Consider the following 24,589-nt stretch of genomic DNA (forward strand, 5'->3'; position numbering starts at 1 on the left):
CCATGAAGAAAATCATCCACAACCTCGCACCCTGGGCGTTGCCGGTGTTGCTGTTGGCGGTGTGGCAGTTGTCGGTGTCGGCGGGCTGGTTGTCGACGCGGATTCTGCCGGCACCCATCGCCGTCATCGAAGCCGGCGTGAGCCTGGTGCGCAGCGGCGAAATCTGGACGCACCTGGCGATCAGCGGCTGGCGTGCCGCGCTTGGCTTTGCCATCGGCGGCGGCATCGGCCTGACGTTGGGCTTCATCACCGGCCTGTCGAAATGGGGCGAACGCCTGCTCGACAGCTCGGTGCAGATGATCCGCAACGTGCCGCACCTGGCGCTGATTCCGCTGGTGATCCTGTGGTTCGGCATCGATGAGTCGGCGAAGATTTTCCTGGTGGCGTTGGGCACGTTGTTCCCGATCTACCTCAACACCTATCACGGCATCCGCAACGTCGACCCGGCGCTGGTGGAAATGTCCCGCAGTTATGGCTTGTCCGGGTTCAGCCTGTTCTGGCAAGTGATCCTGCCGGGTGCGCTGCCTTCGATTCTGGTCGGTGTGCGTTTCGCTTTGGGTTTCATGTGGCTGACGCTGATCGTCGCGGAAACCATTTCCGCCAGTTCCGGCATCGGCTACCTGGCGATGAATGCCCGGGAGTTCTTGCAGACCGACGTGGTGGTGCTGGCGATTCTGTTGTACGCGGTGCTCGGCAAGCTGGCCGACCTCGCGGCCCGTGGACTGGAACGTGTGTGGCTGCGCTGGCATCCGGCGTATCAGGTTGTTAAAGGAGGTGCCGCATGACTGCTCAACAACCTCCACGCCTGCTGCGCGGGATTCCGCTGGCGGTGCGCAAGCTGCAAAAAAGCTTCGGTTCGCGGCAAGTGCTGCGCGAGATCGACCTGCACATTCCCGCGGGCCAGTTCGTGGCGGTGGTCGGTCGCAGCGGTTGCGGCAAAAGCACCTTGCTGCGTTTGCTCGCCGGCCTCGACAAGCCCACGGGCGGTGAATTGCTGGCCGGCTCCGCGCCGCTCAGCGATGCGCGGGAAGACACTCGGTTGATGTTCCAGGAAGCGCGCCTGCTGCCGTGGAAAAAGGTCATCGACAACGTCGGCCTCGGGCTCAAGGGCAACTGGCGTGCGCAAGCGCTGGAAGCCTTGGAAGCGGTCGGCCTGGCGGATCGCGCCAATGAGTGGCCAGCGGCCTTGTCCGGTGGGCAGAAGCAACGTGTGGCCCTGGCCCGCGCGCTGATCCACCAACCGCGCTTGCTGCTGTTGGACGAGCCTTTGGGCGCTCTGGATGCCCTGACTCGGATCGAGATGCAGCAACTGATTGAGCGGCTCTGGCAGAAGCACGGCTTCACCGTGTTGCTGGTGACCCACGATGTCAGTGAAGCGGTGGCGATTGCCGATCGGGTGATCCTGATCGAAGAGGGCGAAGTCGGCCTCGACCTGCTGGTGGAACTGCCGCGCCCTCGGGTCCGTGGCTCCCATCGGCTGGCGGCGCTGGAAACCGAAGTCCTCAACCGCGTGCTGGCGCTGCCCGGCCAACCGCCGGGACCGGAACCCGTTTCACCATTGCCCACGCAGCTGCGTTGGGCTCAATAACTCAAGCCTTGTATCAACGACAGGAATCAACACCATGACGATTAAAGCCATCAACGTGCGTAACCAATTCAAAGGCTCGATCAAGGAAATCGTCCTCGGCGACGTGCTCTCGGAAATCGACGTGCAGACCGCTTCCGGCATCGTGACCTCGGTTATCACCACGCGCTCGGTGAAAGAGCTGGAACTGGTGGTCGGCAGCGAAGTGATCGCCTTTGTGAAATCCACCGAGGTGTCGATCGCCAAGTTGTAAGCGCGTGCGCAAACAACTACCCCGAAAGGCGTGAGCCCTTCGGGGTTTTTTGTGCATGTGAACAGTGAGCTCGGCGGCGCGGCCTTCGCGGGCAAGCCTCGCTCCTACAGATTGATTCGTGTGACCTGTAGGAGCGAGGCTTGCCCGCGAAGAGGCCAGTGAGCGCGCTTAGAGAGTCCGCTTGGGTAAATAGGTTGGCAAATACAACCCCAGATACGCATCAAACACCCGCATACCTTCCTCGGCCATGCGCGGGGTGATCTGCCCGTGCTGCTGCACTGAGCGGGCGTAGACGCGGTCACCCAGTTCCATCGCCAGGGCAAACACATCGACATCACTCGGCAGCCTCGGCAGTTCGAAGTGGTGGTCGAACAGCTTGTGCATCAGGTCGCCGAGCTCGATGTCGTGCTGGCGGTCGGCCTGGGTCACTTCGGTGAGCCCGTGCTGGGCAAGGATCAGTTGGCGGGCGGCGGCGTCTTCGTCGTAGATGTCGAGCATGCGTTGCTCGACCAATCGCGACAGGTCACGCCAGCCGTTGAGGGCGTCGTGGTCGATCGGCGCTTGCAGGCAGGCGCGGAACGCGGCGTGGACGTCGGCGGTCAGGGCTTCGAGCAAGGCCGGGACGCTGGCGAAGAAGTGGTAGACGGAGGAGGGCGGGATCTCCGCGCGTTCGGCGACGCTGTAGATCGACAGGCTGGCCACCCCTTCGGCCGCCAGCAGCGTGCGGGCGGCATCGAGTATCGAGTCGATCCGGGCCTGGCTGCGTGCGCGGGGTTTGCGTGGGGTGGCGAGTCGGGTCATCGAAGTCTCCTGCGGGGGCAGCGGGCATTGTACGAGCAGGGTTTGATGTTGTCTGCCAGGGCGCCTTCGCGAGCAAGCCCGCTCCCACATTTGATCTCCAGTGAACATAGTGTTTGTGTACGGCAGAGATCAAATGTGGGAGCGGGCTTGCTCGCGAAGCAGGCGCCTCGGTCCCGCTGAAAAAAAACCATAAAAAAACGCCGCAAGCTGTGAGGCCGGCGGCGTTCTTCTTTGCTGCAACCACTTACACGGTATGCAGGTACCAGTTGTACTCAAGGTCGGAGATGGAGTGTTCGAACTCCTCCAGCTCACTTTCCTTGCAGGCCACGAAGATATCGATGTACTTCGGATCGATGTACTTGGCCATGACTTCGCTGTCGTCCAGCTCGCGCAATGCATCGCGCAGGTTGTTCGGCAGGCTTTGCTCGTTCTGCTCGTAGCTGTTGCCTTCCACGGGTGCGCCAGGTTCGATCTTGTTGGTCAGACCGTGGTGCACGCCTGCCAGGACCGAAGCCATCAGCAGGTACGGGTTGGCGTCGGCGCCAGCCACACGGTGTTCGATACGTACGGCGTCGGACGAGCCGGTCGGTACGCGAATCGCCACGGTGCGGTTGTCCAGGCCCCAGCACGGCGAGTTCGGCACGTAGAACTGTGCGCCGAAACGACGGTAGGAGTTGACGTTCGGGCAGAGGAAAGCCATCTGCGCCGGTAGGGTCTCGAGCACACCGCCGATCGCGTGACGCAGTGCGGCGTTCTGCTCGGGATCCTCACTGGCAAAAATATTCTTGCCATCTTTATCGAGAATCGAGATGTGGACGTGCAGACCGTTGCCCGCCTGGCCCGGGTAAGGCTTGGCCATGAAGGTGGTGTCCATTTCATGGTCGTAGGCGATGTTCTTGATCAGGCGCTTGAGCAACACCGCGTAGTCGCAGGCCTTGATCGGGTCAGCCACGTGGTGCAGGTTCACTTCGAACTGCGCCGGGGCACTTTCCTTGACGATCGCGTCGGCAGGGATGCCTTGCTCTTTCGCACCTTCCAGAATGTCCTGGAGGCAGTCGACGTATTCGTCGAGGTCGTCGATCAGGTAAACCTGAGTCGAGTGCGGGCGTTTGCCGGAAATCGGCGAGCGCGGTGGTTGCGGGCGACCGTTCACGTTCTCCTGGTCGATCAGGTAGAACTCCAGTTCGAACGCGGCGCAGATGGTCAGGCCCATCTCGTCGAACTTGGTCACAACTTGACGCAGTACTTCACGGGGATCCGCGAAGAAAGGTTCACCTTCGAGTTCGTGCATGGTCATTAACAGTTGCGCGGTAGGGCGCTTCTGCCAAGGCTCGTTGCACAGGGTGTCAGGGATTGGATAGCAGATTCGGTCAGCATCGCCGATGTCCAGGCCCAGGCCGGTGCTTTCCACCGTCGAGCCATTGATATCCAGAGCAAATAGAGAGGCCGGCAGGTTGATGCCTTTCTCGTAAACCTTGTGGAGGCTGGTGCGTTCAATGCGCTTGCCGCGCACCACACCATTCATATCCGCAATCAGAAGGTCAACGTACAGAACCTCAGGATGTTCCTTAAGGAACGCGTTCGCTTCGTTAAGCTGAACGGCACGCGGGGGTACCGACATGATGCAACACCTTTGTTGTTAAAAATATCAATCATTGATCTCTTCGGATTCCAGTCAACCCGAACGGCATGCCGAAGTCAAGCGAGGCCTTTTTTGCCCTAAAAAAGCGCTCGCAGGGCTTTTTTGAGGCAGTTTGGGGCGTTTTTATGCCTTTGAACGCTTTAGCGACCGCAGGCTTGAGCGGGCCGTGTTGTATTTTTTACGGGGGTGTTGTGTAAAAAAATGAACAAGGCTAAGCTCGATTCAAACCCATAACACCAATAATACCGGGGTGCTTCATGTCTCGCCTGCCGTTAATCGGCGTCACCGAATGCTCAAGGCAGATCGGTCTGCATGCTTACCACATCAGTGGCGACCCGTACGTTCACGCTCAGGCCAGTGTTGCCAAAGGCGTGCCGTCGACTCTTTCTTCCCCGGCACTTTGGCGGGCACCGTCCGATATTCTGGACGGTTTGCACGACATTCTCTTGACCGACGCTACTTCCAATATAGAACCGTTTCACGGTGGCGGCCCGGCCAATACGTCGGGCGCTGCTCATCATTCTGCACGCGCTGCTTTACTCTCCGTTTACCACGCCATTGTCGCGGCGGGTATTTGTGCGCGGCAATGGCAGTGGCAATCTGTACCACGCGACGCCGATGCGTCAAACAACGCCTGACTTATAAGAGTCAGGAAACTCAGCCTAAGAGGCATTTATGAGTCACAACCTCGACCAGCTCACCGATTGGTTGAAAGACCACAAGATCACAGAAGTCGAATGCATGATCGCCGACTTGACCGGGATCACCCGGGGCAAGATTTCGCCGACCAACAAGTTCATTGCCGAAAAGGGCATGCGCCTGCCCGAGAGCGTTCTGTTGCAGACCGTGACCGGCGACTATGTCGAAGACGACATCTATTACGAACTGCTCGACCCGGCCGACATCGACATGATCTGCCGCCCCGACGCGAACGCGGTGTTTCTCGTGCCGTGGGCCATCGAGCCCACCGCCCAGGTGATCCACGACACCTACGACAAGCAGGGCAACCCGATCGAGCTGTCGCCGCGCAACGTGCTCAAGAAGGTCCTGAAACTCTATGCCGACAAGGGCTGGCAGCCGATCGTGGCGCCGGAAATGGAGTTTTACCTGACCAAGCGCAGCGACGACCCGGACTATCCGTTGCAGCCGCCGATCGGCCGCTCCGGGCGCCCGGAAATCGGCCGCCAGTCGTTCTCGATTGAAGCGGCGAACGAATTCGATCCGCTGTTCGAAGACGTCTACGACTGGTGCGAACTGCAGGAACTGGACCTCGACACGCTGATCCACGAGGACGGCACGGCGCAGATGGAAAACAACTTCCGTCACGGCGATGCCTTGTCCCTGGCCGACCAGATCCTGGTGTTCAAGCGCACCATGCGCGAAGCCGCGCTCAAGCACGACGTGGCCGCGACCTTCATGGCCAAGCCCATGACCGGCGAGCCGGGCAGCGCGATGCACTTGCACCAGAGCATCATCGACATCGAGACCGGCAAGAACGTTTTCTCCAACGAAGACGGGACCATGAGCCAGCTGTTCCTGAACCACATCGGTGGCTTGCAGAAACTGATCCCCGAGCTGTTGCCGCTGTTCGCCCCGAACGTCAACTCGTTCCGCCGCTTCCTGCCGGACACCTCGGCACCGGTGAACGTGGAGTGGGGCGAAGAGAACCGCACCGTGGGCCTGCGGGTGCCGGATGCCGGGCCACAAAACCGTCGGGTGGAAAACCGCCTGCCGGGCGCCGACGCCAACCCGTACCTGGCGATTGCCGCGAGCCTGCTCTGCGGTTACGTCGGCATGGTCGAAGGCTTGAACCCGAGTGCGCCGGTGGTGGGGCGTGGCTATGAACGCCGCAACCTGCGCCTGCCACTGACCATCGAAGACGCGCTGGAACGCATGGAAAACAGCGCGACCATCGAGAAATACCTGGGCAAGAAATTCATCACTGGCTACGTCGCGGTCAAGCGGGCCGAGCATGAAAACTTCAAGCGCGTGATCAGTTCGTGGGAGCGGGAATTCCTGCTCTTCGCCGTCTGATGCGCCGGGCGCCGCTGCACTTGGCGGCGCCCTCCACTGCAACCTTAGGAGAATTCGCATGACCAGCAACAACCCGCAAACCCGTGAGTGGCAAACCCTGAGCAATGATCACCACCTGGCCCCGTTCAGCGACTTCAAGCAGCTGAAAGAGAAAGGCCCGCGGATCATCACCACCGCCAAAGGCGTTTACCTCTGGGACAGCGAAGGCAACAAGATCCTCGACGGCATGGCCGGCCTGTGGTGCGTTGCGATCGGCTACGGTCGCGATGAACTGGCTGATGCCGCCAGCAAGCAAATGCGCGAATTGCCTTATTACAACCTGTTCTTCCAGACCGCTCACCCGCCGGTGCTGGAACTGGCCAAGGCCATCGCCGACATCGCACCGGAAGGCATGAATCACGTGTTCTTCACCGGTTCCGGTTCCGAAGGCAACGACACCATGCTGCGTATGGTTCGTCACTATTGGGCGATCAAGGGCCAGCCGAAAAAGAAAGTCATCATCAGCCGCAAGAACGGCTATCACGGTTCCACCGTGGCTGGCGCGAGCCTGGGTGGCATGACTTACATGCACGAGCAGGGCGACTTGCCGATCCCGGGCATCGTCCACATCGCCCAGCCGTACTGGTTCGCTGAAGGCGGCGACATGACCCCGGAAGAGTTCGGTATCTGGGCGGCCAATCAGCTGGAAGAGAAGATTCTGGAAGTCGGCGTCGACAACGTCGGTGCCTTTATTGCCGAGCCGATCCAGGGCGCCGGCGGCGTGATCATTCCGCCAGACAGCTACTGGCCGCGCATCAAGGAAATCCTCGCCAAGTACGACATCCTGTTCGTGGCGGACGAAGTGATTTGTGGTTTCGGCCGTACCGGTGAGTGGTTCGGTACCGATTTCTACGACCTCAAGCCCGACATGATGACCATCGCCAAAGGCCTGACCTCCGGCTACATCCCTATGGGTGGCCTGATCGTGCGTGACGAAGTGGTCGCGGTGCTCAACGAGGGCGGCGATTTCAACCACGGCTTCACCTATTCCGGGCACCCGGTGGCTGCTGCGGTAGCGCTGGAAAACATCCGCATCCTGCGCGAAGAAAAAATTGTCGAGCGCGTTCATGCAGAAACGGCACCCTATTTGCAAAAGCGTCTACGGGAATTGAGCGATCACCCGTTGGTGGGCGAAGTGCGTGGGGTCGGTCTGTTGGGGGCCATCGAGCTGGTGCAGGACAAGGCCACTCGCAAACGTTACGAAGGCAAGGGCGTCGGCATGATCTGCCGCACGTTCTGCTTCGAGAACGGCCTGATCATGCGCGCCGTGGGCGACACCATGATCATTGCTCCGCCGCTGGTGATCACACCGGCAGAAATCGATGAGTTGGTTACAAAGGCACGCAAGTGTCTGGACCTGACGCTGAGTGCGTTGCAGGGCTAAGTGCTAGGCTCTGAGCGGGGTGTGAAGTTTGCATTTCGCTCGGAGCAAACAAAGGATGGGTCTTTCCTTGAAAGCCTGCCTTGGATCTTGCCAGACTACCGCTTGTTCGGAGTGCCCGGGAAAGGCCGCTGAGCACGTGGTTAAAAAGAAAAATTGGAGCATTACCCATGAAGGCATTAGGTATGAAGATAGCTGGCAAGACCCTCCTCGCCATGTCCCTGATGGGCGTGATGGCGGGCGCAGTTCAGGCGGACGACAAAGTTCTTCACGTGTACAACTGGTCTGATTACATTGCACCGGACACCATCGCGAACTTCGAAAAAGAGTCCGGGATCAAGGTGGTGTACGACGTTTTTGACAGCAACGAAACCCTGGAAGCCAAGTTGCTGGCAGGCAAGTCCGGCTACGACATCGTCGTACCGTCGAACAACTTCCTGGCCAAGCAGATCAAGGCCGGTGTTTACCAGAAGCTGGACAAGTCCAAGCTGCCCAACTGGAAAAACCTGAACCCCGACCTGCTCAAAGCGGTATCGGTGAGCGACCCTGGCAACGAACATGCCTTCCCTTACATGTGGGGTTCGATCGGTATCGGTTTCAACGCCGAGAAGGTCAAGGCTGCACTGGGTGCCGACGCACCGACCGATTCCTGGGACCTGATCTTCAAGCCTGAAAACGCCGCCAAGTTGAAGTCGTGCGGTATCAGCCTCCTCGATTCGCCTACCGAGATGATTCCGGTGGCGCTGCATTACCTGGGCCTGCCAACCGACAGCCAGAAGAAAGAAGACATCGACAAGGCCGAAGCGCTGATCATGAAGGTCCGTCCTTCGATCGCCTACTTCCACTCGTCCAAGTACATCTCCGACCTGGCCAACGGCAACATCTGCGTGGCCGTGGGTTACTCGGGTGACATCTACCAGGCCAAGTCCCGTGCGGCTGAAGCCGGTGACAAGGTAAAAGTCAGCTACAACATTCCGAAAGAAGGTGCGGGCAGCTTCTACGACATGGTCGCCATCCCTAAAGATGCCGAAAACGTCGAAGGCGCCTACAAGTTCATGACCTACCTGCAGAAGCCGGAAGTCATGGCGGCCATCACCAACGCCGTACGCTTCCCGAACGGTAACGCGGCGGCAACCCCGTTGGTGGATAAAGACATCACTGCCGACCCGGGCATCTACCCGCCAGCAGACGTGTTGGCCAAGCTGTACGCGATTGCCGACTTGCCGGCCGCGACCCAGCGGATCCTGACGCGCAGCTGGACCAAGATCAAATCCGGTAAGTAAGTAAAACCCTTGTAGGAGCGAGCTTGCTCGCGATGGTCGTCAACGATAACGCTGGGTGCCTGACACCCAGCGGTGCTCTCAGGTTCATCGCGAGCAAGCTCGCTCCTACAGGTCTTGTGTAAAAGTTTGCTGGAACGGTTTTTCGAGGGTAAGTTGCGCGCCGGTTTTGTTGTCAGGCAGCCAAGGCTGTCATGTAACACGGGGCAACTTGGGCCCAACTCATTTTAGAGGACCTTCACTTGCCTATTTTTTCTTTGTTGCGCAATGCCTTGCTGGTCGGCGCCGGACTAACGCTCGCCGTTAGTGTCCAGGCCGCCGGCACTGTGCATATTTATAACTGGTCGGACTACATCGGATCGACCACCCTGGCAGACTTCCAGAAAGAGACCGGCATCAAGCCGGTGTATGACGTCTTCGATTCCAACGAAACCCTGGAAGGCAAGTTGCTCGCCGGGCGTACCGGTTACGACGTGGTCGTGCCGTCCAACCACTTCCTCGGCAAGCAGATCAAGGCCGGCGCTTTCCAGAAGCTCGACAAGAAGCTGCTGCCCAACTATTCCAACCTCGACCCGGTGCTGCTCAAGCGCCTGGAGCAAAACGATCCGGGTAACCAGTACGCCGCGCCGTATCTGTGGGGCACCAACGGCATCGGTTACAACGTCGACAAGGTCAAGGAAGTGCTCGGTCTCGACAAGATCGACTCCTGGGATGTGGTGTTCGAGCCGGAAAACATCAAGAAATTGCACAGCTGCGGCGTGTCGTTCCTCGATTCCGCCGATGAAATGATGCCCACCGTGCTCAACTATATGGGCCTCAACGCCAACAGCACCGACCCCAAAGACTATGAGAAGGCGACAGCCAAGTTGCTGGCAGTGCGGCCTTACGTGACCTATTTCCACTCTTCAAAATACATCGCAGATTTGGCCAACGGCGATATCTGCGTGGCGATCGGTTTTTCCGGCGACATGATCCAGGCAAAGGCCCGCGCGGCTGAAGCCGGCAAAGGCATGAACATCGCCTATTCGATTCCAAAGGAAGGCGGCGCGCTGTGGTTCGACATGCTGGCAATCCCCAAGGATGCGGCCAACGTCAAGGAAGCCCACGCCTTCATCAACTATTTGCTGAAACCCGAGGTGATCGCCCAGGTCAGTGATTACGTCGGCTACGCCAACCCTAACCCTGGGTCGGACAAACTGATGGAGCAGTCCATCCGCACCGACGAGTCGGTTTATCCACCGCAAGCAGTCCTCGACAAGACCTATGTGTCCATCGAGTTACCACCAAACATTCAACGTTTGATGACCCGCAGCTGGACCAAGGTCAAGTCGGGTAAATAGCTGTAAGGCTCAAACTATCCAAGGTTCGCTCGCCTCGGGCGAACTGCAATTTTGTTGGGAGTTTCGTAAATGGCAGTTGCCTCCGGCGCCTATAAGAAAGCCCTCGAGGGCGACCAATCACCTAAACAGGTGTTGGTCAAAATCGACCGGGTCACGAAGAAGTTCGACGAGACGATTGCCGTGGACGATGTGTCCCTGGAAATCAAGAAAGGCGAGATTTTCGCCTTGCTCGGCGGTTCGGGATCGGGCAAATCCACCTTGCTGCGCATGCTCGCAGGTTTCGAACGGCCCACGGAGGGGCGGATTTTCCTTGATGGCGTAGACATCACCGACATGCCGCCGTACGAGCGGCCGATCAACATGATGTTCCAGTCCTACGCCTTGTTCCCGCACATGACCGTGGCGCAGAACATCGCCTTCGGCCTCAAGCAGGACAAGCTACCCGCCGCTGAAGTCGATGCGCGCGTGGCCGACATGCTCAAGCTGGTACAGATGAGCCAATACGCCAAGCGTAAGCCGCATCAACTGTCCGGTGGCCAGCGTCAGCGTGTGGCGTTGGCCCGTTCGCTGGCCAAGCGACCGAAGCTGTTGCTGCTCGACGAACCGATGGGTGCGCTGGACAAGAAGCTGCGTTCGCAAATGCAGCTGGAGCTGGTCGAGATCATCGAGCGCGTCGGCGTAACCTGCGTCATGGTGACCCACGACCAGGAAGAGGCCATGACCATGGCCGAGCGCATCGCGATCATGCACCTGGGCTGGATCGCCCAGATCGGCAGCCCGATCGACATCTACGAAACCCCGACCAGTCGCCTGGTCTGCGAATTCATCGGCAACGTCAACATCTTCGACGGCGAAGTGATCGACGACGCCGAAGGCCACGCGATCATTACCTGCAAGGACCTGGATCGCCAGATCTACGTCGGCCACGGCATCAGCACCTCGGTGCAGGACAAATCCGTGACCTACGCGATCCGTCCGGAAAAACTGCTGGTGACGCCGACCATGCCGACCTGCGACTACAACTGGTCCAGCGGCAAGGTGCACGACATCGCCTACCTCGGTGGCCATTCGGTGTTCTACGTCGAGTTGCCGAGCGGCAAGATTGTCCAGTCGTTCGTCGCCAATGCCGAGCGCCGTGGTCAGCGCCCAACCTGGGGTGATCAGGTTTACGTGTATTGGGAAGACGACAGCGGCGTGGTACTTCGCTCATGAACATGCGCAAATTCAAACGCCGCCTCAATCGAATAATTCCCGGTGGCCGTCAGCTGGTCATCGGGGTTCCGTTCATCTGGCTGTTCCTGTTCTTCATGTTGCCGTTCTTCATCGTGTTGAAGATCAGCTTCGCCGAAGCCGACGTGGCCATTCCGCCGTACACCGAAATCTACAGCTACCTCGACCAGAAAGTGCAGTTGCTGCTTAACCTGAGCAACTACGCGATGCTGGCCGGCGACGAGTTGTACATCGCCGCTTACCTCGGCTCGTTGAAGATGGCGCTGATCAGCACCGTCCTCTGTTTGCTGATCGGCTACCCGATGGCCTACGCCATTGCCAGTGCCCGCAAAGAAATGCAAACGGTGCTGGTGCTGCTGATCATGATGCCGACCTGGACCGCGATCCTGATCCGCGTGTATGCGTGGATGGGCATCCTCAGCAACAACGGCCTGTTGAACGGCTTCCTGATGAGCATGGGCTGGATCGACGAGCCACTGCAGATCCTCAACACCAACCTCGCGGTCTATATTGGTGTCGTTTACTCCTATCTGCCGTTCATGATCCTGCCGCTCTATGCCAACCTGGTGAAGCACGACAACAGTCTGCTGGAAGCCGCATCGGACCTCGGTTCGAGTACCTTCAACAGCTTCTGGAAAATCACCATTCCGCTGTCCAAGAACGGCATCGTTGCCGGCTGCATGCTGGTGTTCATTCCGGTGGTCGGTGAGTTCGTGATCCCGGAACTGCTCGGCGGTCCGGAAACCCTGATGATCGGTAAAGTGCTCTGGCAAGAGTTCTTCAATAACCGTGACTGGCCGGTGGCCTCTGCCCTGGCGGTGGTGATGCTGTTGATCCTGATTGTGCCGATCATCCTGTTCAACCGTAGTCAGGCCAAAGAAATGGAGGGCAAAGAATGAAGCGCTTCCGTTTCTCAAGCTTCATGTTGATAGCGGGTCTGCTGTTCATCTACGCACCGATGCTGATCCTGGTGATCTACTCGTTCAACGCCTCGAAACTGGTGACGGTGTGGGGCGGCTGGTCGATCAAGTGGTACGTCGGCTTGATGGACAACACCCAACTGATGGGCTCGGTGGTGCGCTCGCTGGAAATCGCCTGCTACACGGCGGTGGCCGCAGTGGCGCTGGGTACGCTGGCGGCCTTCGTGCTGACCCGTATCACCCACTTCAAGGGCCGCACGCTGTTCGGTGGCCTGGTGACGGCGCCGTTGGTGATGCCGGAAGTGATCACCGGTCTGTCGCTGCTGCTACTGTTCGTGGCCATGGCGCAGATGATCGGTTGGCCGCAGGAGCGCGGCATCGTCACCATCTGGATCGCCCACACCACGTTCTGTGCGGCGTATGTGGCGGTGGTGGTGTCGGCGCGCTTGCGTGAGCTGGACCTGTCCATCGAAGAGGCAGCCATGGACCTCGGTGCGCGGCCGTGGAAGGTGTTCTTCCTGATCACCATCCCGATGATCGCGCCATCGCTGGGGGCCGGCGGCATGATGTCCTTCGCGCTGTCGCTGGATGACCTGGTGTTGGCGAGCTTCGTCTCCGGTCCGGGTTCGACGACCCTGCCGATGGAAGTGTTCTCGGCGGTGCGCCTGGGCGTGAAACCCGAGATCAACGCCGTGGCCAGCCTGATTCTGCTGGCGGTCTCGCTGATGACATTCCTGGTCTGGTTCTTCAGCCGCCGCGCCGAAGAAAGTCGCAAACGTGCGATCCAGCAGGCCATCGAAGAAAGCGCTGCCGACTCCTGGAAACAACCGGACGTGCGTCGCGCACAGCAGGCGCCGGAAGCGGCTTAAGCCTGAGATGGGTTGACACACTATTGTGTGGCCAACCCAGATCCAATGTGGGAGCGGGCTTGCTCGCGAAAGTGGTGTGTCAGACGGCATTAATGTCAACTGACACTCTCTCTTCGCGAGCAAGCCCGCTCCCACATTTGGTTTTAGGAAACCCAAGGTGACTTGCGGATGATCTCGACGAAGTTCATCGGCTTGAAGCCCGGCTCGCTGTCCACCAGCACGTCCGCGTTCACGGTACCGAACGTGGTGTCCGGCCGGTGTTTGAAGCCATTGGCGAACGCACACAGGATGCATTCCTTGAACCCTTCGCCCCGTGGATGCGCATGCACCACCGCCTCACGTTGCACGGTGGGGAAGGCGGCGTAATCAATCCCCAACACATCCATCTCGACACCGGCCGTCACCAGCGCCACGTTTGGGCGCAAGTGTTGCGGCACGCCCGGTGTGGTGTGCAAGGCAATCGACAACCACACCTGCTCGATATCGTCGTCCGAGAAACCGTAAGGCTGGAGGAACGCTTTGGCGGCGTTGGCGCTATCGACTTCGAAACGCTCATTGTCAGTGCGGTGACCTTCCACCAGACCCAAGTCATGGAACATCGCGCCGACGTACAACAACTCGGGGTTGTAGGCCAGTTGCTTGCGTTCGCCACTCAAGGCGCCGAACAGAAACACCCGGCGTGAGTGGTGATACAGCAGGTCTGATTCGACGTCGCGAATGTATTCAGTGGTGGCCTTGGCCAACGCGCTGTCGGGGATTTTGATACCGGCGATGGTGCTGCTCATGGTGCTTTCCTCGTGGGGAACGCCGTGGCGGCGCTGATGGAACAAGTCTGTTCCCACACCCCAAACCGGACAATCGATCCATGGCTGCGATCCTTGCCAATGAACCTGCATATCGCGCCAACCTCGCTTGTTGCCCGCGGCTTGGCTAAGTTTGATCGGGATAAACACATTCCCTGTAGGAGTGAGCTTGCTCGCGATGGACGTCAACGATGACGCGGGCTGCCTGGATGAACGCGGCGTCCTCACGTCCATCGCGAGCGAGCTCGCTCCTACAGGTCTTGGTGCATTCAGAGCCATAGAAGGCGATTCATGTCATGAGTAAAACCGTTGCCATCGTGGTGTTCGCAGGCGTCCAGTCGCTGGACGTCACCGGTCCCATGGATGTGTTTTCCGAAGCCAATCGGTTCCTGGCGCCGGAAGATCACTATCGGCTGGAGGTGATCGGGGTCGAGCGTGGGGTGATGGCCTGCTCCAACGGCTTGTCACTCAATGCCCATCGGCATTTCAGCGAGGCGCTGGAGGCTTATGACTTGCTGCTGGTGGCCGGTGGGCCGCAGTTGCCGTTCCTGAATTTCGGCGCGGCGTTCGATGCCTGGCTGCGCGATGCCTGTGCGCTGGCGCAGCGCTTTGGCTCGATCTGCAACGGCGCGTTCATGCTTGCACGCGCCGGATTGCTCGAAGGGCGAACAGTGACCACCCACTGGGGCGACGCGGCGGCGCTGGCGACGTTGTGCCCATCGACGCAGGTCGACGCGGATCGCCTGTACGTGCAGGACGGCGAGCTGTATACGTCGGCCGGAGTCACGGCGGGGATCGATCTGTCGTTGTACCTGCTGGGTCGGGATCACGGGCCGGAAGTGGCCCTCAGCGTGGCCAAGCGGCTGGTGGTGTTCACTCAACGCTCGGGCGGGCAATCGCAGTTCAGCCCGTTCCTCACGCCACACGCGGAACCGACGTCGGCGGTGGCGTTGGTGCAGCTCTACGTGTTGGCCAATCTCACCGGCGACCTGACGATTGCCGACCTGGCTAACGCCGCCAACATGAGCGCGCGCAACTTTTCCCGAGTGTTCGTCAAAGAAGCGAAAATCACCCCGGCGGAATTCGTCGAGCGGGCGCGGGTGGATGCGGCGCGGGTGCTGCTCGAAAGCACGAACTCGCCGCTCAAGACCGTGGCGTATCAGTGCGGGTTCCGCGATGCCCAGCACATGCGCAGTGTGTTCAACCGCAGGCTGGGGGTGACGCCGCAGCAGTTCAGGCTGAACTTTGCGGCGATGGTTTGAGCCAGCGTTGATGGTGTTTGTAAGGGCCTCTTCGCGGGCAAGCCTCGCTCCTACAAGAGCGACGCGTAACCTGTAGGAGCGAGGCTTGCCCGCGAAGGCGTCCGCCCCGCCACCGAAAATCTACTGAGCAGACCGCGCCGGCAACAGCTTCAATGTACTGCGGGTATTGGCCGTGACTTCCTCGTCGTTGAGATGCGCCTGGTAGTAGATCCCTTCGATGTACGCTTCGGCCTGGTCGTCATAGTGGCTGTCGAACGGCACGCCGCTCTGGCCAACCGGGTTGACGGTCAGGCTGTGGGCCGGGTCGGCGAAGTCGATCAGGCGCCGGGTCGATGGGCCATAGGTCACGGGCCACGGTGCCGGGCCGATCTTGGCCGAGAGGTTGTTCGGCACTTCGTGAGTGCCGGGCGCCGCGAACGGGCCGACGTTGAAGATCCGGTCCAGCGGCTTCTGTTGGCCCAGTGGATGACCATGGGTCAACGTGTGCGCCTTGCCCCACTGCCATTGCGCGAAATCCGCACCCAGCGTGGTCTTGAGGTGAGCGATGCTCGCTTGCCACGCCCCCTTGACCGTATCGGCACGGGTTTCCTTGCCGAGGGTGTTGCGGTTGTCCCACCACGGCGAGTCGGCGGTTGCGGCCAGGCGTGGCAGCGCGGCGTCGATTATCCGGGTCGAGAGCAGCGTTTCAAAAAAGTCATTGCCCAGCTCATCGTGCATCGTTGCGTCAGCCAGGTTGAACAGGAACTGGTTGAACAGCGTGGCGCTGGTGGAATCCAGCGGGTAGTCGCCTTTCCACTGGGCCAGTTGCTCCACCAGTTTAAGCTCGGCGGGATCGCTTACCACTTCGCGCAATACCGGCAGCAACGGCGCCAGCAACCGCGGACCGTAGGCGGTGGTGGTGCCCAGTTGCAGCTTCTGGCTGGCGTCCAGGTCCCACTTGGTGTTTTTGTCGCTGAGCTGGCGATTGAGCTGCTGGCCCCGATCCGCCAGGTTGTAATAGCCGGGAATCTCCATGCCGGTCGGCGACACCGGCTGGAAGTTGGCCGAGACGATGTAGCCCCGCGCCGGGTTCTCTTCCTGAGGGTTGGCGCTGAACGGGTAGAAGCCGTCCTTGTCCGCCTCGGCCGTGCTGCCGTCGAGGATGAAACCCGGACGCACGCCCGCCGGACGTTTCGGCAACTGCGCGGCCGCCCACCAACCGATATCGCCCTTGGCATTGGCCCAGACGATGTTCAGGCCCGGTGCCTGGACCTTGGCGGCGGCACTGCGAGCCTTGGCCAGGGTGTCGGCGCGGTTGAGCTGGTAGAAGCCTTCAAGGATCGGATTCTGACTTTCGAGAAACCCCCACCACATGGCGATCGGCGTTTTGCCGACGCTGCTGCCCAGCGCATCGTTGACGATCGGGCCGTGCGGCGACTGACGCAGTACCAGCGTTACCGGTGGCTGACCCTTGACGGCGATCTGCTGTTCGCTGGTCACCATGTCCACCCATTTGCCGCGATACCAGACCTGATTGGGATTATCCGGGTTGACCTTCTCGGCGATCAGGTCGAGGTCATCGTTCTGGAACATGGTGATGCTCCAGCCAAAGTCACGGTTCATCCCCAGGGAAGCGAACGGCATCAAGGCCTGATAGTGGCCGTAGAGTTCGAAACCCGGTGCCGAAAGGTGCGCTTCGTACCACACCGACGGCGCGGAGAAGCGGATGTGCGGATCGCCGGCCAATAGCGGCTTGCCGCTTTTGGTATGGCTGCCGGAGACGACCCAGGCGTTGCTGCCCTCGAACTGTGGCAGGCCATTGTCGGCCAGCGCCTGTTTGCTCAAACGGGCGAGGGCGTTGAGGTCTTTCCAGTCGGCACTGGCGAGGGCTGGCGTGCTGCCGTTGAGCACACCTTTGGGCTGCCAATCGAGATCGAAGACCGACAGGTAGCTGGCCCCCAACTGATCCCGTACGAAGGTCAGCAACGGTTCGGTACGAAACGCCGCGGCAAAACTGTAGGCCATGTAGCCGGCAATGCTGATGGTGTCCTGGGCGGTGAACGGGCGCTTGGGAATGCCCAGCACATCGAACTCCACGGGTTTTGCGTGGCTGTCCTGATATTGATTGATGCCGTCGAGATAGGCTTGCATGGCGATAAAGGTTGGCGACTGTTTGTCCAGGTTCACCAGATAGGTTTCGGCGCGTTCGCGAATGCGCAGGCTGCGCATCAGTTTGTCGGTATCGAGCAGTTTCGGGCCGAGGATTTCGGCCAGCTCGCCGCGCGCGAGTCGGCGCAGGACTTCCATCTGAAACAGTCGGTCCTGGGCATGCACGTAACCGAGGGCGCGGTACAGGTCGGTTTCGTTGTCGGCGCGGATGTGCGGGATGCCGCGCTCGTCGTAGCGCACGGTGACCGAACCTTGCAGGTGCTGCAACTCAACCAGGCCCTGGCGTGACGGCTGCTTGCTGTAGACGTACCAACCGCTGCCTGCGGCGAGCACGACGATCAGCACGGCAAGAACGGTCAGGCTACGTTTCATGGTGATTCCTTGTTTTTGTTATGAGTGGCTGCAGTTCCCTGGCGCCACTTTTTAGCACGGCTTGCCGACCGGACCATCGCACTTAGGAGGGATTCGCCTCTTCAGAGTGCTACTGCTTTGTGTCGACTTTTGTCTCGACCGGCCACGGGCAGTAACACCCCACCGCGAGTGTGTGCGTGGCATTCACGGCGCGGCCTTCGTTCAGTGCTTGCAGGATCGGCTCGATAAAGCTGTTGCTCGAGTTGCAGGTCAGGCCTTCGCTGTACGGGCCGAAATACGCCAGTTTGCCGCTGCGATCCCAGATCGCCACCGCCGGGCTGGCGGGGATCTGTTCGGAGCCGGGCAGCACGGTGATGCTTTTCAAACTGCTCAACGTGCTGGGCAACTGACCGTGGCTGCCGGGCTTTTGTACCGCATAAAACTCGACGCCTTGCGGTACATAGTGTTCAACCAGTTCGGTCAGGTGCTGTTGATTGCCGACGTTGCACGGGCAGGCCGGGTCCCAGAAGTGCACGAGGCGGATGGCGCCGGGGCCGGCGAGGTTGTCGGGCAGGCGCAACGGATCGCCGGAAAATACGGCGGTGTGTGAGCTGAACGCTCGCAGGTAGCGCCCCTGAAACCAGTCGTAAGCGGCCCACAGGACGCCGGCGCACACGAGGGCGAGCAGGCTGGCAAGCAGTGTGGTGCGGTAGGCCGAGCGCATGGGTTTCAATCCTCGAAGGTCGCCCAGCTTGCCATGCTTGCCGCGACAGATGAATATCGCAGGCCCATAAAGTCTGTTTCGAGTTCTGGAATTGCTCATGTCTGCCACTTTCGACCCCGATCACCTGCGTGCCAGCCTGCGGCCATTGGCCGAGGGTCAGCCGTTGTCGGTGGAAGCGCTGGCTTACCAGCGGTTTTACGGGCTGGATTTTCCGGGACGCGATTTACGCAGCGGTCTGGGGCGTTTCGCGGTGGATGGTTATGACGTGGTCAGTCAGGTCTGGTGGCCCGAGCGAGCGAAAGCGACGCTGTTTTTGTTCCATGGTTTCTATGATCACACTGGGCTCTACCGGCACGTGATCGAGTGGGCGCTGGACCAGGGTTTTGCAGTGATTGCCTGCGACCTGCCGGGGCACGGGTTGTCCAGTGGCGAACGGGCGAGCATCAAGGATTTCGCCGAGTATCAGGACACGCTGCAAGGGTTGTTTGCCGAGGCGTTGTCCCTCGATCTGCCACAACCGTGGCACCTGTGCGGGCAAAGCACCGGTGGCGCGATCGTGATCGATCATGTGCTCAACCAGGGCGCCAGCAGCCCGGCCCAGGGCCAGGTGATTCTGCTGTCGCCATTGGTGAGGCCGCGAGCCTGGGGCTGGTCGCAGCTCAGCTATTACCTGCTCAAGCCGTTCGTCAAAGCCATCGCCCGGCGCTTCAGCGAGAACTCCAACGACCCGGATTTCTTGCCGTTCCTGCAAGCTGATCCGCTGCAACCGCTGCGCTTGCCGACGGCCTGGGTCGGTGCGCTGGCGCGGTGGATCAAGCGCATCGAAGCTGCACCGGGCAGCACGCGACGACCGCTGATTGTGCAGGGGCAGGCGGACATGACGGTGGATTGGCAGCACAACCTTGAGGTGCTGCGAGGCAAGTTTGATCGGCCGCAGGTGTTGATGTTGCCCGAGGCGCGGCATCATCTGGCGAATGAAACGCTGGCGTTGCGGGGGGAGTATTTCGGGTTTTTGACGAAGCGGATCAAGGGTCGAAATCTTTAGCGACCGTTAGGGCCTCTTCGCGGGGAAGCCTCGCTCCTACAGTTGATCGCGTTCCCCTGTAGGAGCGAGGCTTGCCCGCGAAAGCAATTTATCAGGCGCCGAAAATTACTGGCGAAGACTCGACGTATCCTGCCCCACCGCCAACCCCGCGCGAATCGCCGCCAGCGCTGCCTGGTAATAAGCCTTGCCCTCAGCCGACTCGGCAAACGTGGCGAATTCTTCCAGTTCGTCATCCGACAGGTCGCGATAGACATACAGCAGCGTGTTGTTCAAGTCGCTGCCGATCTGGTCCATCAAGCGCTGGCGCTGTCCGTTCAACATCCCTTGCGCCTGACCACCACCAAGCAAACCGGGGATCATCGAGCTGAGGCTGTCGGCGGCGACGCCGGCAATCGCCAGGCTCACTTCCGCGCCGGCTTCGCGAGCGGGCAGGGCTTGGGCCAGATGGCCGATGATCAGCATGCGGCTGTCAGTGGCCTGCATCTTCGGCAAGCCCTTGGCGTTTTTGGCCAATTGATCGCGGCGGGTCGCCAGCAGTTCGGCGGCGACGATTTTCTTCCCCAGCGGCGATTGAAAGAACGTCAACGCAGGCTTCGGATCGATGAGGGTCTTGCGCAATTGCGCTTCGGCGCGCTGGTCCACGGCCTGGGGTGCAAAACGCTGATTGCTGTTGTTGACCAATGCCTGGAACACCGCCGGTGGCAGGCTGTTCTGGTAACGCTGCTGAGCGGCCGAGAGTGCGTCGTTGAAATGCGCGCGTTGTTCTGGCCAGCCGGCGACCTTGTACAACTGGTCGTGGCCGTCTGCCCAAGCGGGCATAACGCAGAACATCAACAGTGAGAAAAGCAAACGGCGCATAGGGACTCCTGTCAGCAGGCGACTATTCTCCGTGTGGCCTTCGTACTTGTCGAGAATTCGTATCAACCCGCTGCGCGGCTCTGTCGGATTTACAGGCGCAGGAATACTATGCGCGTCATGCAAATACCCTCTGATCACCCGCTGCTGTTACGTATCGTCGACGACCTGGCTGAACACGGCTGGTCGCAGCAGAATATTTTCCTGCCTCTGGGTCTGACCCAGGAACTGGCGGCCGAGTGCCGTAAACGTTCTGCCGAAGGTGAATTGGCGCCGGCGGCCGTGGGGCGCGGGCCGACATCGGAGATCCGCGAGGGGATTCGAGGCGACCATATCCAGTGGATCGATCCCGGTCAGGCGCTGGCGTGCGACAGTTATCTGGAGCTGATGGACAGCCTGCGCGAGGCGATGAATCGCGGTTTGTACCTGGGCCTGGAAGATTTCGAAAGCCATTTCGCCCTGTACCCGCCCGGTGCTTTTTACCTCAAGCACGTCGACCGTTTCCGCGATGACGACCGGCGCATGGTGTCGGCGGTGGTCTACCTCAATGACGCCTGGCTGCCCGAGCACGGCGGCCAGTTGCGCATGTACCTGGCCGACGGTGTCGAACACGATGTGCTGCCTGCCGGCGGAAGCCTGGTGGTGTTCCTGTCGGGTGAAGTGCCCCACGAAGTCCTGCCCGCGACGCGCGAGCGCCTGTCGTTGACCGGCTGGTTTCGGCGTCGCGGCAACGAGCCGTTCTGATCATGCAGAAAATTCTGGTAAGCCGCTGTCTGCTGGGCCACCGCGTGCGTTACGACGGCGGGGCCAGCGGGCCGTTCGATCAGCTTCAACAGTGGCTCGACGAAGGTCGGGTCGTGCCGTTGTGTCCGGAAGTGGCCGGTGGCTTGCCGACGCCAAGGGCCGCGGCGGAAATCCCGGGCGGGCAGGGCGGTGAAGTGCTGGATGGCCAGGCCTCAGTGATCACCACGGACGGCGCGGACGTCAGTGCCGAGTTTCTCTCGGGGGCTTATCAGGCGCTGGCGCTGGTGCAAAAGCACGGCATCCGGATTGCCGTGCTCAAGGCCAACAGCCCGTCCTGCGGCAATTTGCTGACCTATGACGGGACGTTCAGTGGGGTGAAGGTCCGTGGTGAGGGCGTCACTGCGGCGCTGCTCAAACGTCATGGTGTGCAAGTCTTCAGCGAGCTTGAGTTGACTGAAGCCGCGATGGCACTGGCTGCGCAACACTAACGACCAACACAAAACAAATGTGGGAGCGGGCTTGCTCGCGAAGGCGGTGTACCAGTCGACATTAAAGTTGCCTGATACACCGCCTTCGCGAGCAAGCCCGCTCCCACATCAGATCTCCAGCATTTGATCCATTGCTGGCTGGTCAGGGTTTAGGCGCCACACTCGTGTCCGCCCCAAACCATTTCTGCGACAACGCTTCCAGTCGCCCATCGGCCTTGATCCGCTGCAAGGCGTTTTCCAGGCTGGCGTGAAACGCCGGGTTGCCCTTCTGGAACGGAATCGCCAGGCCCACCACCGGACCGTCTTTGGGCTTTTCTTCCGTCAGCGATTGCACCAGCACCATCGACCGTGGCTGCTCCTCTTTCTGCGCGATCAATTGCGCATCGGTGTAGCTGTAAGGCGCGCTGAAATCGAAACGATCCTTGAGATCAGGGGTCATTGCTATGTGATTGATGGCGACGTCGTACTTGCCGCTTTCGACGCCGGGCAGCAGATCGCTGGCGTCGGTGACAACGAAGTCAGCGCGTACATCCAGTTCATTGGCCAACAGTTGGCCCAGTTCGACTTCGAAGCCCGTTAGTTTGCCGTCGTCCTTGAAATTGAACGGCGGTGTATTAGCCTCAAGAGCGATGCGCAATTCGCCGCGATCGTTAACATCGTCAATCAGTTCGGCATGAGCCAAAGGGCTCAAAAGGGGTAGCAGGCAGATCAGGCCAGGCAAAAAACGCATGGTCACTCCTTTGAATTCATTATTGCGATGCTCTGATTCAGGCTCGCTTTGCTATGGTTGTCGAGTGCCTTCGACAACGAATGGCCGTGAAGTTGTGGCGGCCACGCGGATTTTACGAAAAAACTGGAGAAGAGAATGAAAACCTTTATGTCACGAGCAGCATTGGCTGGCCTGTTGATGGGCGTTTCGGTGCTGGCCAGTGCTGCTACGCCGGCCCCGAAAGGTGCCGAAGTGTCCATCGTCTCTCCGGAAGACGGTGCCACGGTGCCACAGACGTTCATCGTCAAGTTCGCCGTCGAGAACATTGCGCTGGCGCCTGCGGGCGATGTGACCAAGAACACCGGCCATCACCACCTGCTGATCGATGTCGACAAACTGCCGGCGGCCGGCGCGCCGATTCCAAATGATCCCAACCATATGCACTTCGGCAAGGCGCAAACCCAGGCTGAAGTCAAACTGGCTCCGGGCAAGCACACCTTGCAATTGGAGTTGGGCGACAGCGGCCACCTGCCGTTCGATCCGCCAATCGTGTCGAAGAAGATCACGGTCAACGTGAAGTAACCTGCCCGGAATAAAGAACCGCGGACATCAAAAAGGAGCCCCTGAGGGCTCCTTTTTTTGTCGCTCAAGTCGCTATCAGAACAACACGCGGCAACGAATGGTGCCGTTGATGTGCTGCAGCTTCTCTTGCGCCATTTCCGAATACTCGGCGTCTACGTCGATAACCACGTAGCCGACTTTCTCGTTGGTCTGCAGGAACTGACCGGAAATGTTGATGCCGTTTTCGGCGAAGACCTTGTTGATCTCGCTCATCACACCCGGGATGTTCTCGTGGATGTGCAGCAAACGGTGCTTGCCAGGGTGAGCCGGCAGCGCCACTTCCGGGAAGTTGACCGAGGACACCGACGTACCGTTGTCGCTGTACTTGACCAGTTTCTCGGCCACTTCCAGACCGATGTTGGCTTGCGCTTCAGCGGTCGAACCACCGATGTGCGGGGTCAGGATCACGTTGTCCAGGCCACGCAGCGGGCTTTCGAACTCTTCTTCGTTGGAGCGAGGCTCCACTGGGAAGACGTCGATGGCCGCGCCGATCAGGTGCTTGTCCTTGATCGCGTCCGCCAGGGCTTGCAGTTCGACCACGGTGCCGCGAGCGGCGTTGATCAGGATGCCGCCCTTCTTGATGGCGCGGATTTCCTTCTCGCCGATCATCCACTGGGTGGCTGCGGTTTCCGGAACGTGCAGGGTGACGATGTCGGACATGCCCAGCAGCTCGTGCAGGTTACCGACCTGGGTCGCGTTACCCAGTGGCAGCTTGGTCACGGTGTCGTAGAAGTACACCTGCATCCCTAAGCCTTCCGCCAGGACCGACAGTTGCGTACCGATCGAGCCGTAACCGACGATACCCAGCTTCTTGCCGCGGATTTCGAAGGAGTTGGCCGCGCTCTTGATCCAGCCGCCACGGTGGCAGGAAGCGTTCTTCTCAGGGATGCCGCGCAGCAACAGGATCGCTTCGGCCAGCACCAGTTCCGCGACGGAACGGGTGTTGGAGTACGGTGCGTTGAACACCGCGATGCCGCGTTCGCGCGCCGCGTTGAGGTCGACCTGGTTGGTGCCGATGCAGAAACACCCGACAGCCACGAGCTTCTTCGCGTGATCGAAGATCTCTTCGGTCAGTTGAGTGCGGGAGCGAATGCCGATGAAGTGCGCATCAGCGATCTTTTCCTTCAGCTGGGCTTCCGGCAGAGAACCGGTGAGGTACTCGATGCTGGTGTAGCCCGCCGACTTGAGAACGTCGACAGCCGATTGGTGGACGCCTTCGAGAAGAAGGAACTTGATCTTGCTCTTATCGAGAGAAGTCTTGCTCATCTGCGTAAACCTGTATCCCGGAGAAAAATGGCAGGAAATGGTCAACAGACGCTGACCCGAACGGCAAGAAAGCCGTTACCGCAGAACAGCCGTTGGGCACTATGCTGCGGGGTCGGTATGCTAGCATATGCACCCCGCTAAACACTCATTCCTGCGACGTGAAGCGTTCTCAGGATGACCATGAATTGTTCGAGAGTTC

General features: G+C 60.0%; 23 protein-coding genes and 1 pseudogene. 16 read left to right on the plus strand and 8 right to left on the minus strand.

The window, feature by feature from the left end; genetic code table 11:
* Positions 1 to 2: 2 nt before the first annotated feature.
* The 3 genes from ssuC to ACIPL2_RS11330 are packed head-to-tail and all read left to right on the plus strand — an operon-like array spanning position 3 to position 1,838.
* Positions 3 to 785, plus strand: a complete 783-nt coding sequence (ssuC, locus tag ACIPL2_RS11320; RefSeq protein ID WP_401356079.1) for an aliphatic sulfonate ABC transporter permease SsuC — start codon at positions 3 to 5, stop codon at positions 783 to 785.
* Complete coding sequence (gene ssuB / locus ACIPL2_RS11325) at positions 782 to 1,588, plus strand: aliphatic sulfonates ABC transporter ATP-binding protein (RefSeq protein ID WP_401356082.1); 807 nt, start codon at positions 782 to 784, stop codon at positions 1,586 to 1,588. Before ssuC ends, ssuB begins: the two co-directional genes overlap by 4 nt.
* A gap of 34 nt (positions 1,589 to 1,622) precedes the next feature.
* Complete coding sequence (locus ACIPL2_RS11330) at positions 1,623 to 1,838, plus strand: molybdopterin-binding protein (RefSeq protein ID WP_003229256.1); 216 nt, start codon at positions 1,623 to 1,625, stop codon at positions 1,836 to 1,838.
* A 168-nt stretch (positions 1,839 to 2,006) separates the two neighbouring features.
* On the opposite strand, the gene ACIPL2_RS11335 is transcribed toward ACIPL2_RS11330, so the two are convergent.
* Both ACIPL2_RS11335 and ACIPL2_RS11340 read right to left on the minus strand, forming a co-directional pair.
* A complete protein-coding gene (locus ACIPL2_RS11335; RefSeq protein WP_401356085.1) occupies positions 2,007 to 2,639 on the minus strand; it encodes a TetR/AcrR family transcriptional regulator in 633 nt (210 codons plus the stop codon).
* 244 nt (positions 2,640 to 2,883) lie between these two features.
* Complete coding sequence (locus tag ACIPL2_RS11340; protein ID WP_010466681.1) at positions 2,884 to 4,260, minus strand: glutamine synthetase family protein; 1,377 nt, start codon at positions 4,258 to 4,260, stop codon at positions 2,884 to 2,886.
* A gap of 278 nt (positions 4,261 to 4,538) precedes the next feature.
* Between ACIPL2_RS11340 and ACIPL2_RS11345 the strand changes: the two are divergent.
* From ACIPL2_RS11345 to ACIPL2_RS11380, 8 genes and pseudogenes are all read left to right on the plus strand, one after another.
* Positions 4,539 to 4,856, plus strand: a pseudogene (locus ACIPL2_RS11345) (gamma-glutamyl-gamma-aminobutyrate hydrolase family protein); the annotation flags it as partial.
* Between the two features lie 100 nt (positions 4,857 to 4,956).
* A complete protein-coding gene (locus ACIPL2_RS11350) occupies positions 4,957 to 6,315 on the plus strand; it encodes a glutamine synthetase family protein (protein ID WP_401356088.1) in 1,359 nt (452 codons plus the stop codon).
* Between the two features lie 58 nt (positions 6,316 to 6,373).
* Complete coding sequence (locus tag ACIPL2_RS11355) at positions 6,374 to 7,738, plus strand: aspartate aminotransferase family protein (protein WP_401356091.1); 1,365 nt, start codon at positions 6,374 to 6,376, stop codon at positions 7,736 to 7,738.
* Between the two features lie 182 nt (positions 7,739 to 7,920).
* Positions 7,921 to 9,018 carry a polyamine ABC transporter substrate-binding protein gene (locus ACIPL2_RS11360; RefSeq protein WP_401356158.1) on the plus strand — a complete coding sequence of 366 codons (1,098 nt, stop codon included), beginning with the start codon at positions 7,921 to 7,923 and terminating at the stop codon, positions 9,016 to 9,018.
* 239 nt (positions 9,019 to 9,257) lie between these two features.
* A complete protein-coding gene (locus ACIPL2_RS11365; RefSeq protein WP_401356093.1) occupies positions 9,258 to 10,355 on the plus strand; it encodes a polyamine ABC transporter substrate-binding protein in 1,098 nt (365 codons plus the stop codon).
* 69 nt (positions 10,356 to 10,424) lie between these two features.
* Positions 10,425 to 11,567: an ABC transporter ATP-binding protein gene (locus tag ACIPL2_RS11370; RefSeq protein WP_253433447.1), complete on the plus strand. Its 1,143-nt coding sequence runs from the start codon at positions 10,425 to 10,427 to the stop codon at positions 11,565 to 11,567.
* On the plus strand, positions 11,564 to 12,484 hold the full coding sequence (locus ACIPL2_RS11375; RefSeq protein WP_401356097.1) for an ABC transporter permease subunit: 921 nt from the start codon (positions 11,564 to 11,566) through the stop codon (positions 12,482 to 12,484). The genes ACIPL2_RS11370 and ACIPL2_RS11375 overlap by 4 nt, the downstream gene beginning before the upstream one ends.
* Positions 12,481 to 13,374 (plus strand): ABC transporter permease subunit, encoded by an 894-nt coding sequence (locus ACIPL2_RS11380; protein WP_401356099.1) that lies wholly within the window; start codon positions 12,481 to 12,483, stop codon positions 13,372 to 13,374. Before ACIPL2_RS11375 ends, ACIPL2_RS11380 begins: the two co-directional genes overlap by 4 nt.
* A gap of 143 nt (positions 13,375 to 13,517) precedes the next feature.
* On the opposite strand, the gene ACIPL2_RS11385 is transcribed toward ACIPL2_RS11380, so the two are convergent.
* The gene (locus tag ACIPL2_RS11385; RefSeq protein WP_401356100.1) at positions 13,518 to 14,159 is read right to left on the minus strand and encodes an HD domain-containing protein; all 642 of its coding nucleotides are present in this window, start codon (positions 14,157 to 14,159) and stop codon (positions 13,518 to 13,520) included.
* Between the two features lie 314 nt (positions 14,160 to 14,473).
* Between ACIPL2_RS11385 and ACIPL2_RS11390 the strand changes: the two genes are divergently transcribed.
* Positions 14,474 to 15,439, plus strand: a complete 966-nt coding sequence (locus ACIPL2_RS11390; RefSeq protein ID WP_401356103.1) for a GlxA family transcriptional regulator — start codon at positions 14,474 to 14,476, stop codon at positions 15,437 to 15,439.
* Between the two features lie 120 nt (positions 15,440 to 15,559).
* Here the strand turns inward: ACIPL2_RS11390 and ACIPL2_RS11395 are convergent, their stop codons facing one another.
* Both ACIPL2_RS11395 and ACIPL2_RS11400 read right to left on the minus strand, forming a co-directional pair.
* Complete coding sequence (locus ACIPL2_RS11395; protein ID WP_401356106.1) at positions 15,560 to 17,959, minus strand: penicillin acylase family protein; 2,400 nt, start codon at positions 17,957 to 17,959, stop codon at positions 15,560 to 15,562.
* A gap of 109 nt (positions 17,960 to 18,068) precedes the next feature.
* Positions 18,069 to 18,662, minus strand: a complete 594-nt coding sequence (locus tag ACIPL2_RS11400) for a DUF6436 domain-containing protein (RefSeq protein WP_401356108.1) — start codon at positions 18,660 to 18,662, stop codon at positions 18,069 to 18,071.
* Positions 18,663 to 18,759: 97 nt separating this feature from the next.
* On the opposite strand from ACIPL2_RS11400, the gene ACIPL2_RS11405 reads away from it, so the two are divergent.
* A complete protein-coding gene (locus ACIPL2_RS11405) occupies positions 18,760 to 19,707 on the plus strand; it encodes an alpha/beta hydrolase (RefSeq protein WP_401356110.1) in 948 nt (315 codons plus the stop codon).
* Positions 19,708 to 19,812: 105 nt separating this feature from the next.
* On the opposite strand, the gene ACIPL2_RS11410 is transcribed toward ACIPL2_RS11405, so the two are convergent.
* The gene (locus ACIPL2_RS11410; protein ID WP_401356112.1) at positions 19,813 to 20,565 is read right to left on the minus strand and encodes a DUF2059 domain-containing protein; all 753 of its coding nucleotides are present in this window, start codon (positions 20,563 to 20,565) and stop codon (positions 19,813 to 19,815) included.
* A gap of 108 nt (positions 20,566 to 20,673) precedes the next feature.
* Between ACIPL2_RS11410 and ACIPL2_RS11415 the strand changes: the two genes are divergently transcribed.
* Both ACIPL2_RS11415 and ACIPL2_RS11420 read left to right on the plus strand, forming a co-directional pair.
* The gene (locus tag ACIPL2_RS11415; RefSeq protein WP_059407280.1) at positions 20,674 to 21,306 is read left to right on the plus strand and encodes a 2OG-Fe(II) oxygenase; all 633 of its coding nucleotides are present in this window, start codon (positions 20,674 to 20,676) and stop codon (positions 21,304 to 21,306) included.
* Between the two features lie 2 nt (positions 21,307 to 21,308).
* Complete coding sequence (locus ACIPL2_RS11420) at positions 21,309 to 21,794, plus strand: DUF523 domain-containing protein (RefSeq protein ID WP_401356113.1); 486 nt, start codon at positions 21,309 to 21,311, stop codon at positions 21,792 to 21,794.
* Positions 21,795 to 21,936: 142 nt separating this feature from the next.
* Here the strand turns inward: ACIPL2_RS11420 and ACIPL2_RS11425 are convergent, their stop codons facing one another.
* On the minus strand, positions 21,937 to 22,524 hold the full coding sequence (locus ACIPL2_RS11425) for a transporter substrate-binding domain-containing protein (protein ID WP_401356116.1): 588 nt from the start codon (positions 22,522 to 22,524) through the stop codon (positions 21,937 to 21,939).
* Positions 22,525 to 22,659: 135 nt separating this feature from the next.
* On the opposite strand from ACIPL2_RS11425, the gene ACIPL2_RS11430 reads away from it, so the two are divergent.
* The gene (locus tag ACIPL2_RS11430; protein ID WP_401356118.1) at positions 22,660 to 23,085 is read left to right on the plus strand and encodes a DUF4399 domain-containing protein; all 426 of its coding nucleotides are present in this window, start codon (positions 22,660 to 22,662) and stop codon (positions 23,083 to 23,085) included.
* Positions 23,086 to 23,160: 75 nt separating this feature from the next.
* Here ACIPL2_RS11430 and serA read toward each other — a convergent pair whose 3' ends face one another.
* Positions 23,161 to 24,390, minus strand: a complete 1,230-nt coding sequence (gene serA / locus ACIPL2_RS11435) for a phosphoglycerate dehydrogenase (protein ID WP_102616101.1) — start codon at positions 24,388 to 24,390, stop codon at positions 23,161 to 23,163.
* Positions 24,391 to 24,589 lie beyond the last annotated feature (199 nt).

The organism is Pseudomonas sp. NPDC086251, assembly GCF_044746405.1.
Classification (GTDB): domain Bacteria; phylum Pseudomonadota; class Gammaproteobacteria; order Pseudomonadales; family Pseudomonadaceae; genus Aquipseudomonas.

Bases quoted from the DNA above. Each gene is read 5' to 3' on its own strand.
- serA (WP_102616101.1), bottom strand. From the start codon at position 24,390: ATGAGCAAGACTTCTCTCGATAAGAGCAAGATCAAGTTCCTTCTTCTC.
- ACIPL2_RS11425 (WP_401356116.1), bottom strand. From the start codon at position 22,524: ATGCGTTTTTTGCCTGGCCTGATCTGCCTGCTACCCCTTTTGAGCCCT.
- ACIPL2_RS11360 (WP_401356158.1), top strand. From the start codon at position 7,921: ATGAAGATAGCTGGCAAGACCCTCCTCGCCATGTCCCTGATGGGCGTG.
- ssuB (WP_401356082.1), top strand. From the start codon at position 782: ATGACTGCTCAACAACCTCCACGCCTGCTGCGCGGGATTCCGCTGGCG.
- ACIPL2_RS11330 (WP_003229256.1), top strand. From the start codon at position 1,623: ATGACGATTAAAGCCATCAACGTGCGTAACCAATTCAAAGGCTCGATC.
- ACIPL2_RS11385 (WP_401356100.1), bottom strand. From the start codon at position 14,159: ATGAGCAGCACCATCGCCGGTATCAAAATCCCCGACAGCGCGTTGGCC.
- ACIPL2_RS11410 (WP_401356112.1), bottom strand. From the start codon at position 20,565: ATGCGCCGTTTGCTTTTCTCACTGTTGATGTTCTGCGTTATGCCCGCT.
- ACIPL2_RS11335 (WP_401356085.1), bottom strand. From the start codon at position 2,639: ATGACCCGACTCGCCACCCCACGCAAACCCCGCGCACGCAGCCAGGCC.
- ACIPL2_RS11350 (WP_401356088.1), top strand. From the start codon at position 4,957: ATGAGTCACAACCTCGACCAGCTCACCGATTGGTTGAAAGACCACAAG.
- ACIPL2_RS11380 (WP_401356099.1), top strand. From the start codon at position 12,481: ATGAAGCGCTTCCGTTTCTCAAGCTTCATGTTGATAGCGGGTCTGCTG.
- ACIPL2_RS11370 (WP_253433447.1), top strand. From the start codon at position 10,425: ATGGCAGTTGCCTCCGGCGCCTATAAGAAAGCCCTCGAGGGCGACCAA.
- ACIPL2_RS11340 (WP_010466681.1), bottom strand. From the start codon at position 4,260: ATGTCGGTACCCCCGCGTGCCGTTCAGCTTAACGAAGCGAACGCGTTC.
- ACIPL2_RS11405 (WP_401356110.1), top strand. From the start codon at position 18,760: ATGTCTGCCACTTTCGACCCCGATCACCTGCGTGCCAGCCTGCGGCCA.
- ACIPL2_RS11415 (WP_059407280.1), top strand. From the start codon at position 20,674: ATGCGCGTCATGCAAATACCCTCTGATCACCCGCTGCTGTTACGTATC.
- ACIPL2_RS11420 (WP_401356113.1), top strand. From the start codon at position 21,309: ATGCAGAAAATTCTGGTAAGCCGCTGTCTGCTGGGCCACCGCGTGCGT.
- ssuC (WP_401356079.1), top strand. From the start codon at position 3: ATGAAGAAAATCATCCACAACCTCGCACCCTGGGCGTTGCCGGTGTTG.
- ACIPL2_RS11400 (WP_401356108.1), bottom strand. From the start codon at position 18,662: ATGCGCTCGGCCTACCGCACCACACTGCTTGCCAGCCTGCTCGCCCTC.
- ACIPL2_RS11390 (WP_401356103.1), top strand. From the start codon at position 14,474: ATGAGTAAAACCGTTGCCATCGTGGTGTTCGCAGGCGTCCAGTCGCTG.
- ACIPL2_RS11430 (WP_401356118.1), top strand. From the start codon at position 22,660: ATGAAAACCTTTATGTCACGAGCAGCATTGGCTGGCCTGTTGATGGGC.
- ACIPL2_RS11355 (WP_401356091.1), top strand. From the start codon at position 6,374: ATGACCAGCAACAACCCGCAAACCCGTGAGTGGCAAACCCTGAGCAAT.
- ACIPL2_RS11395 (WP_401356106.1), bottom strand. From the start codon at position 17,959: ATGAAACGTAGCCTGACCGTTCTTGCCGTGCTGATCGTCGTGCTCGCC.
- ACIPL2_RS11375 (WP_401356097.1), top strand. From the start codon at position 11,564: ATGAACATGCGCAAATTCAAACGCCGCCTCAATCGAATAATTCCCGGT.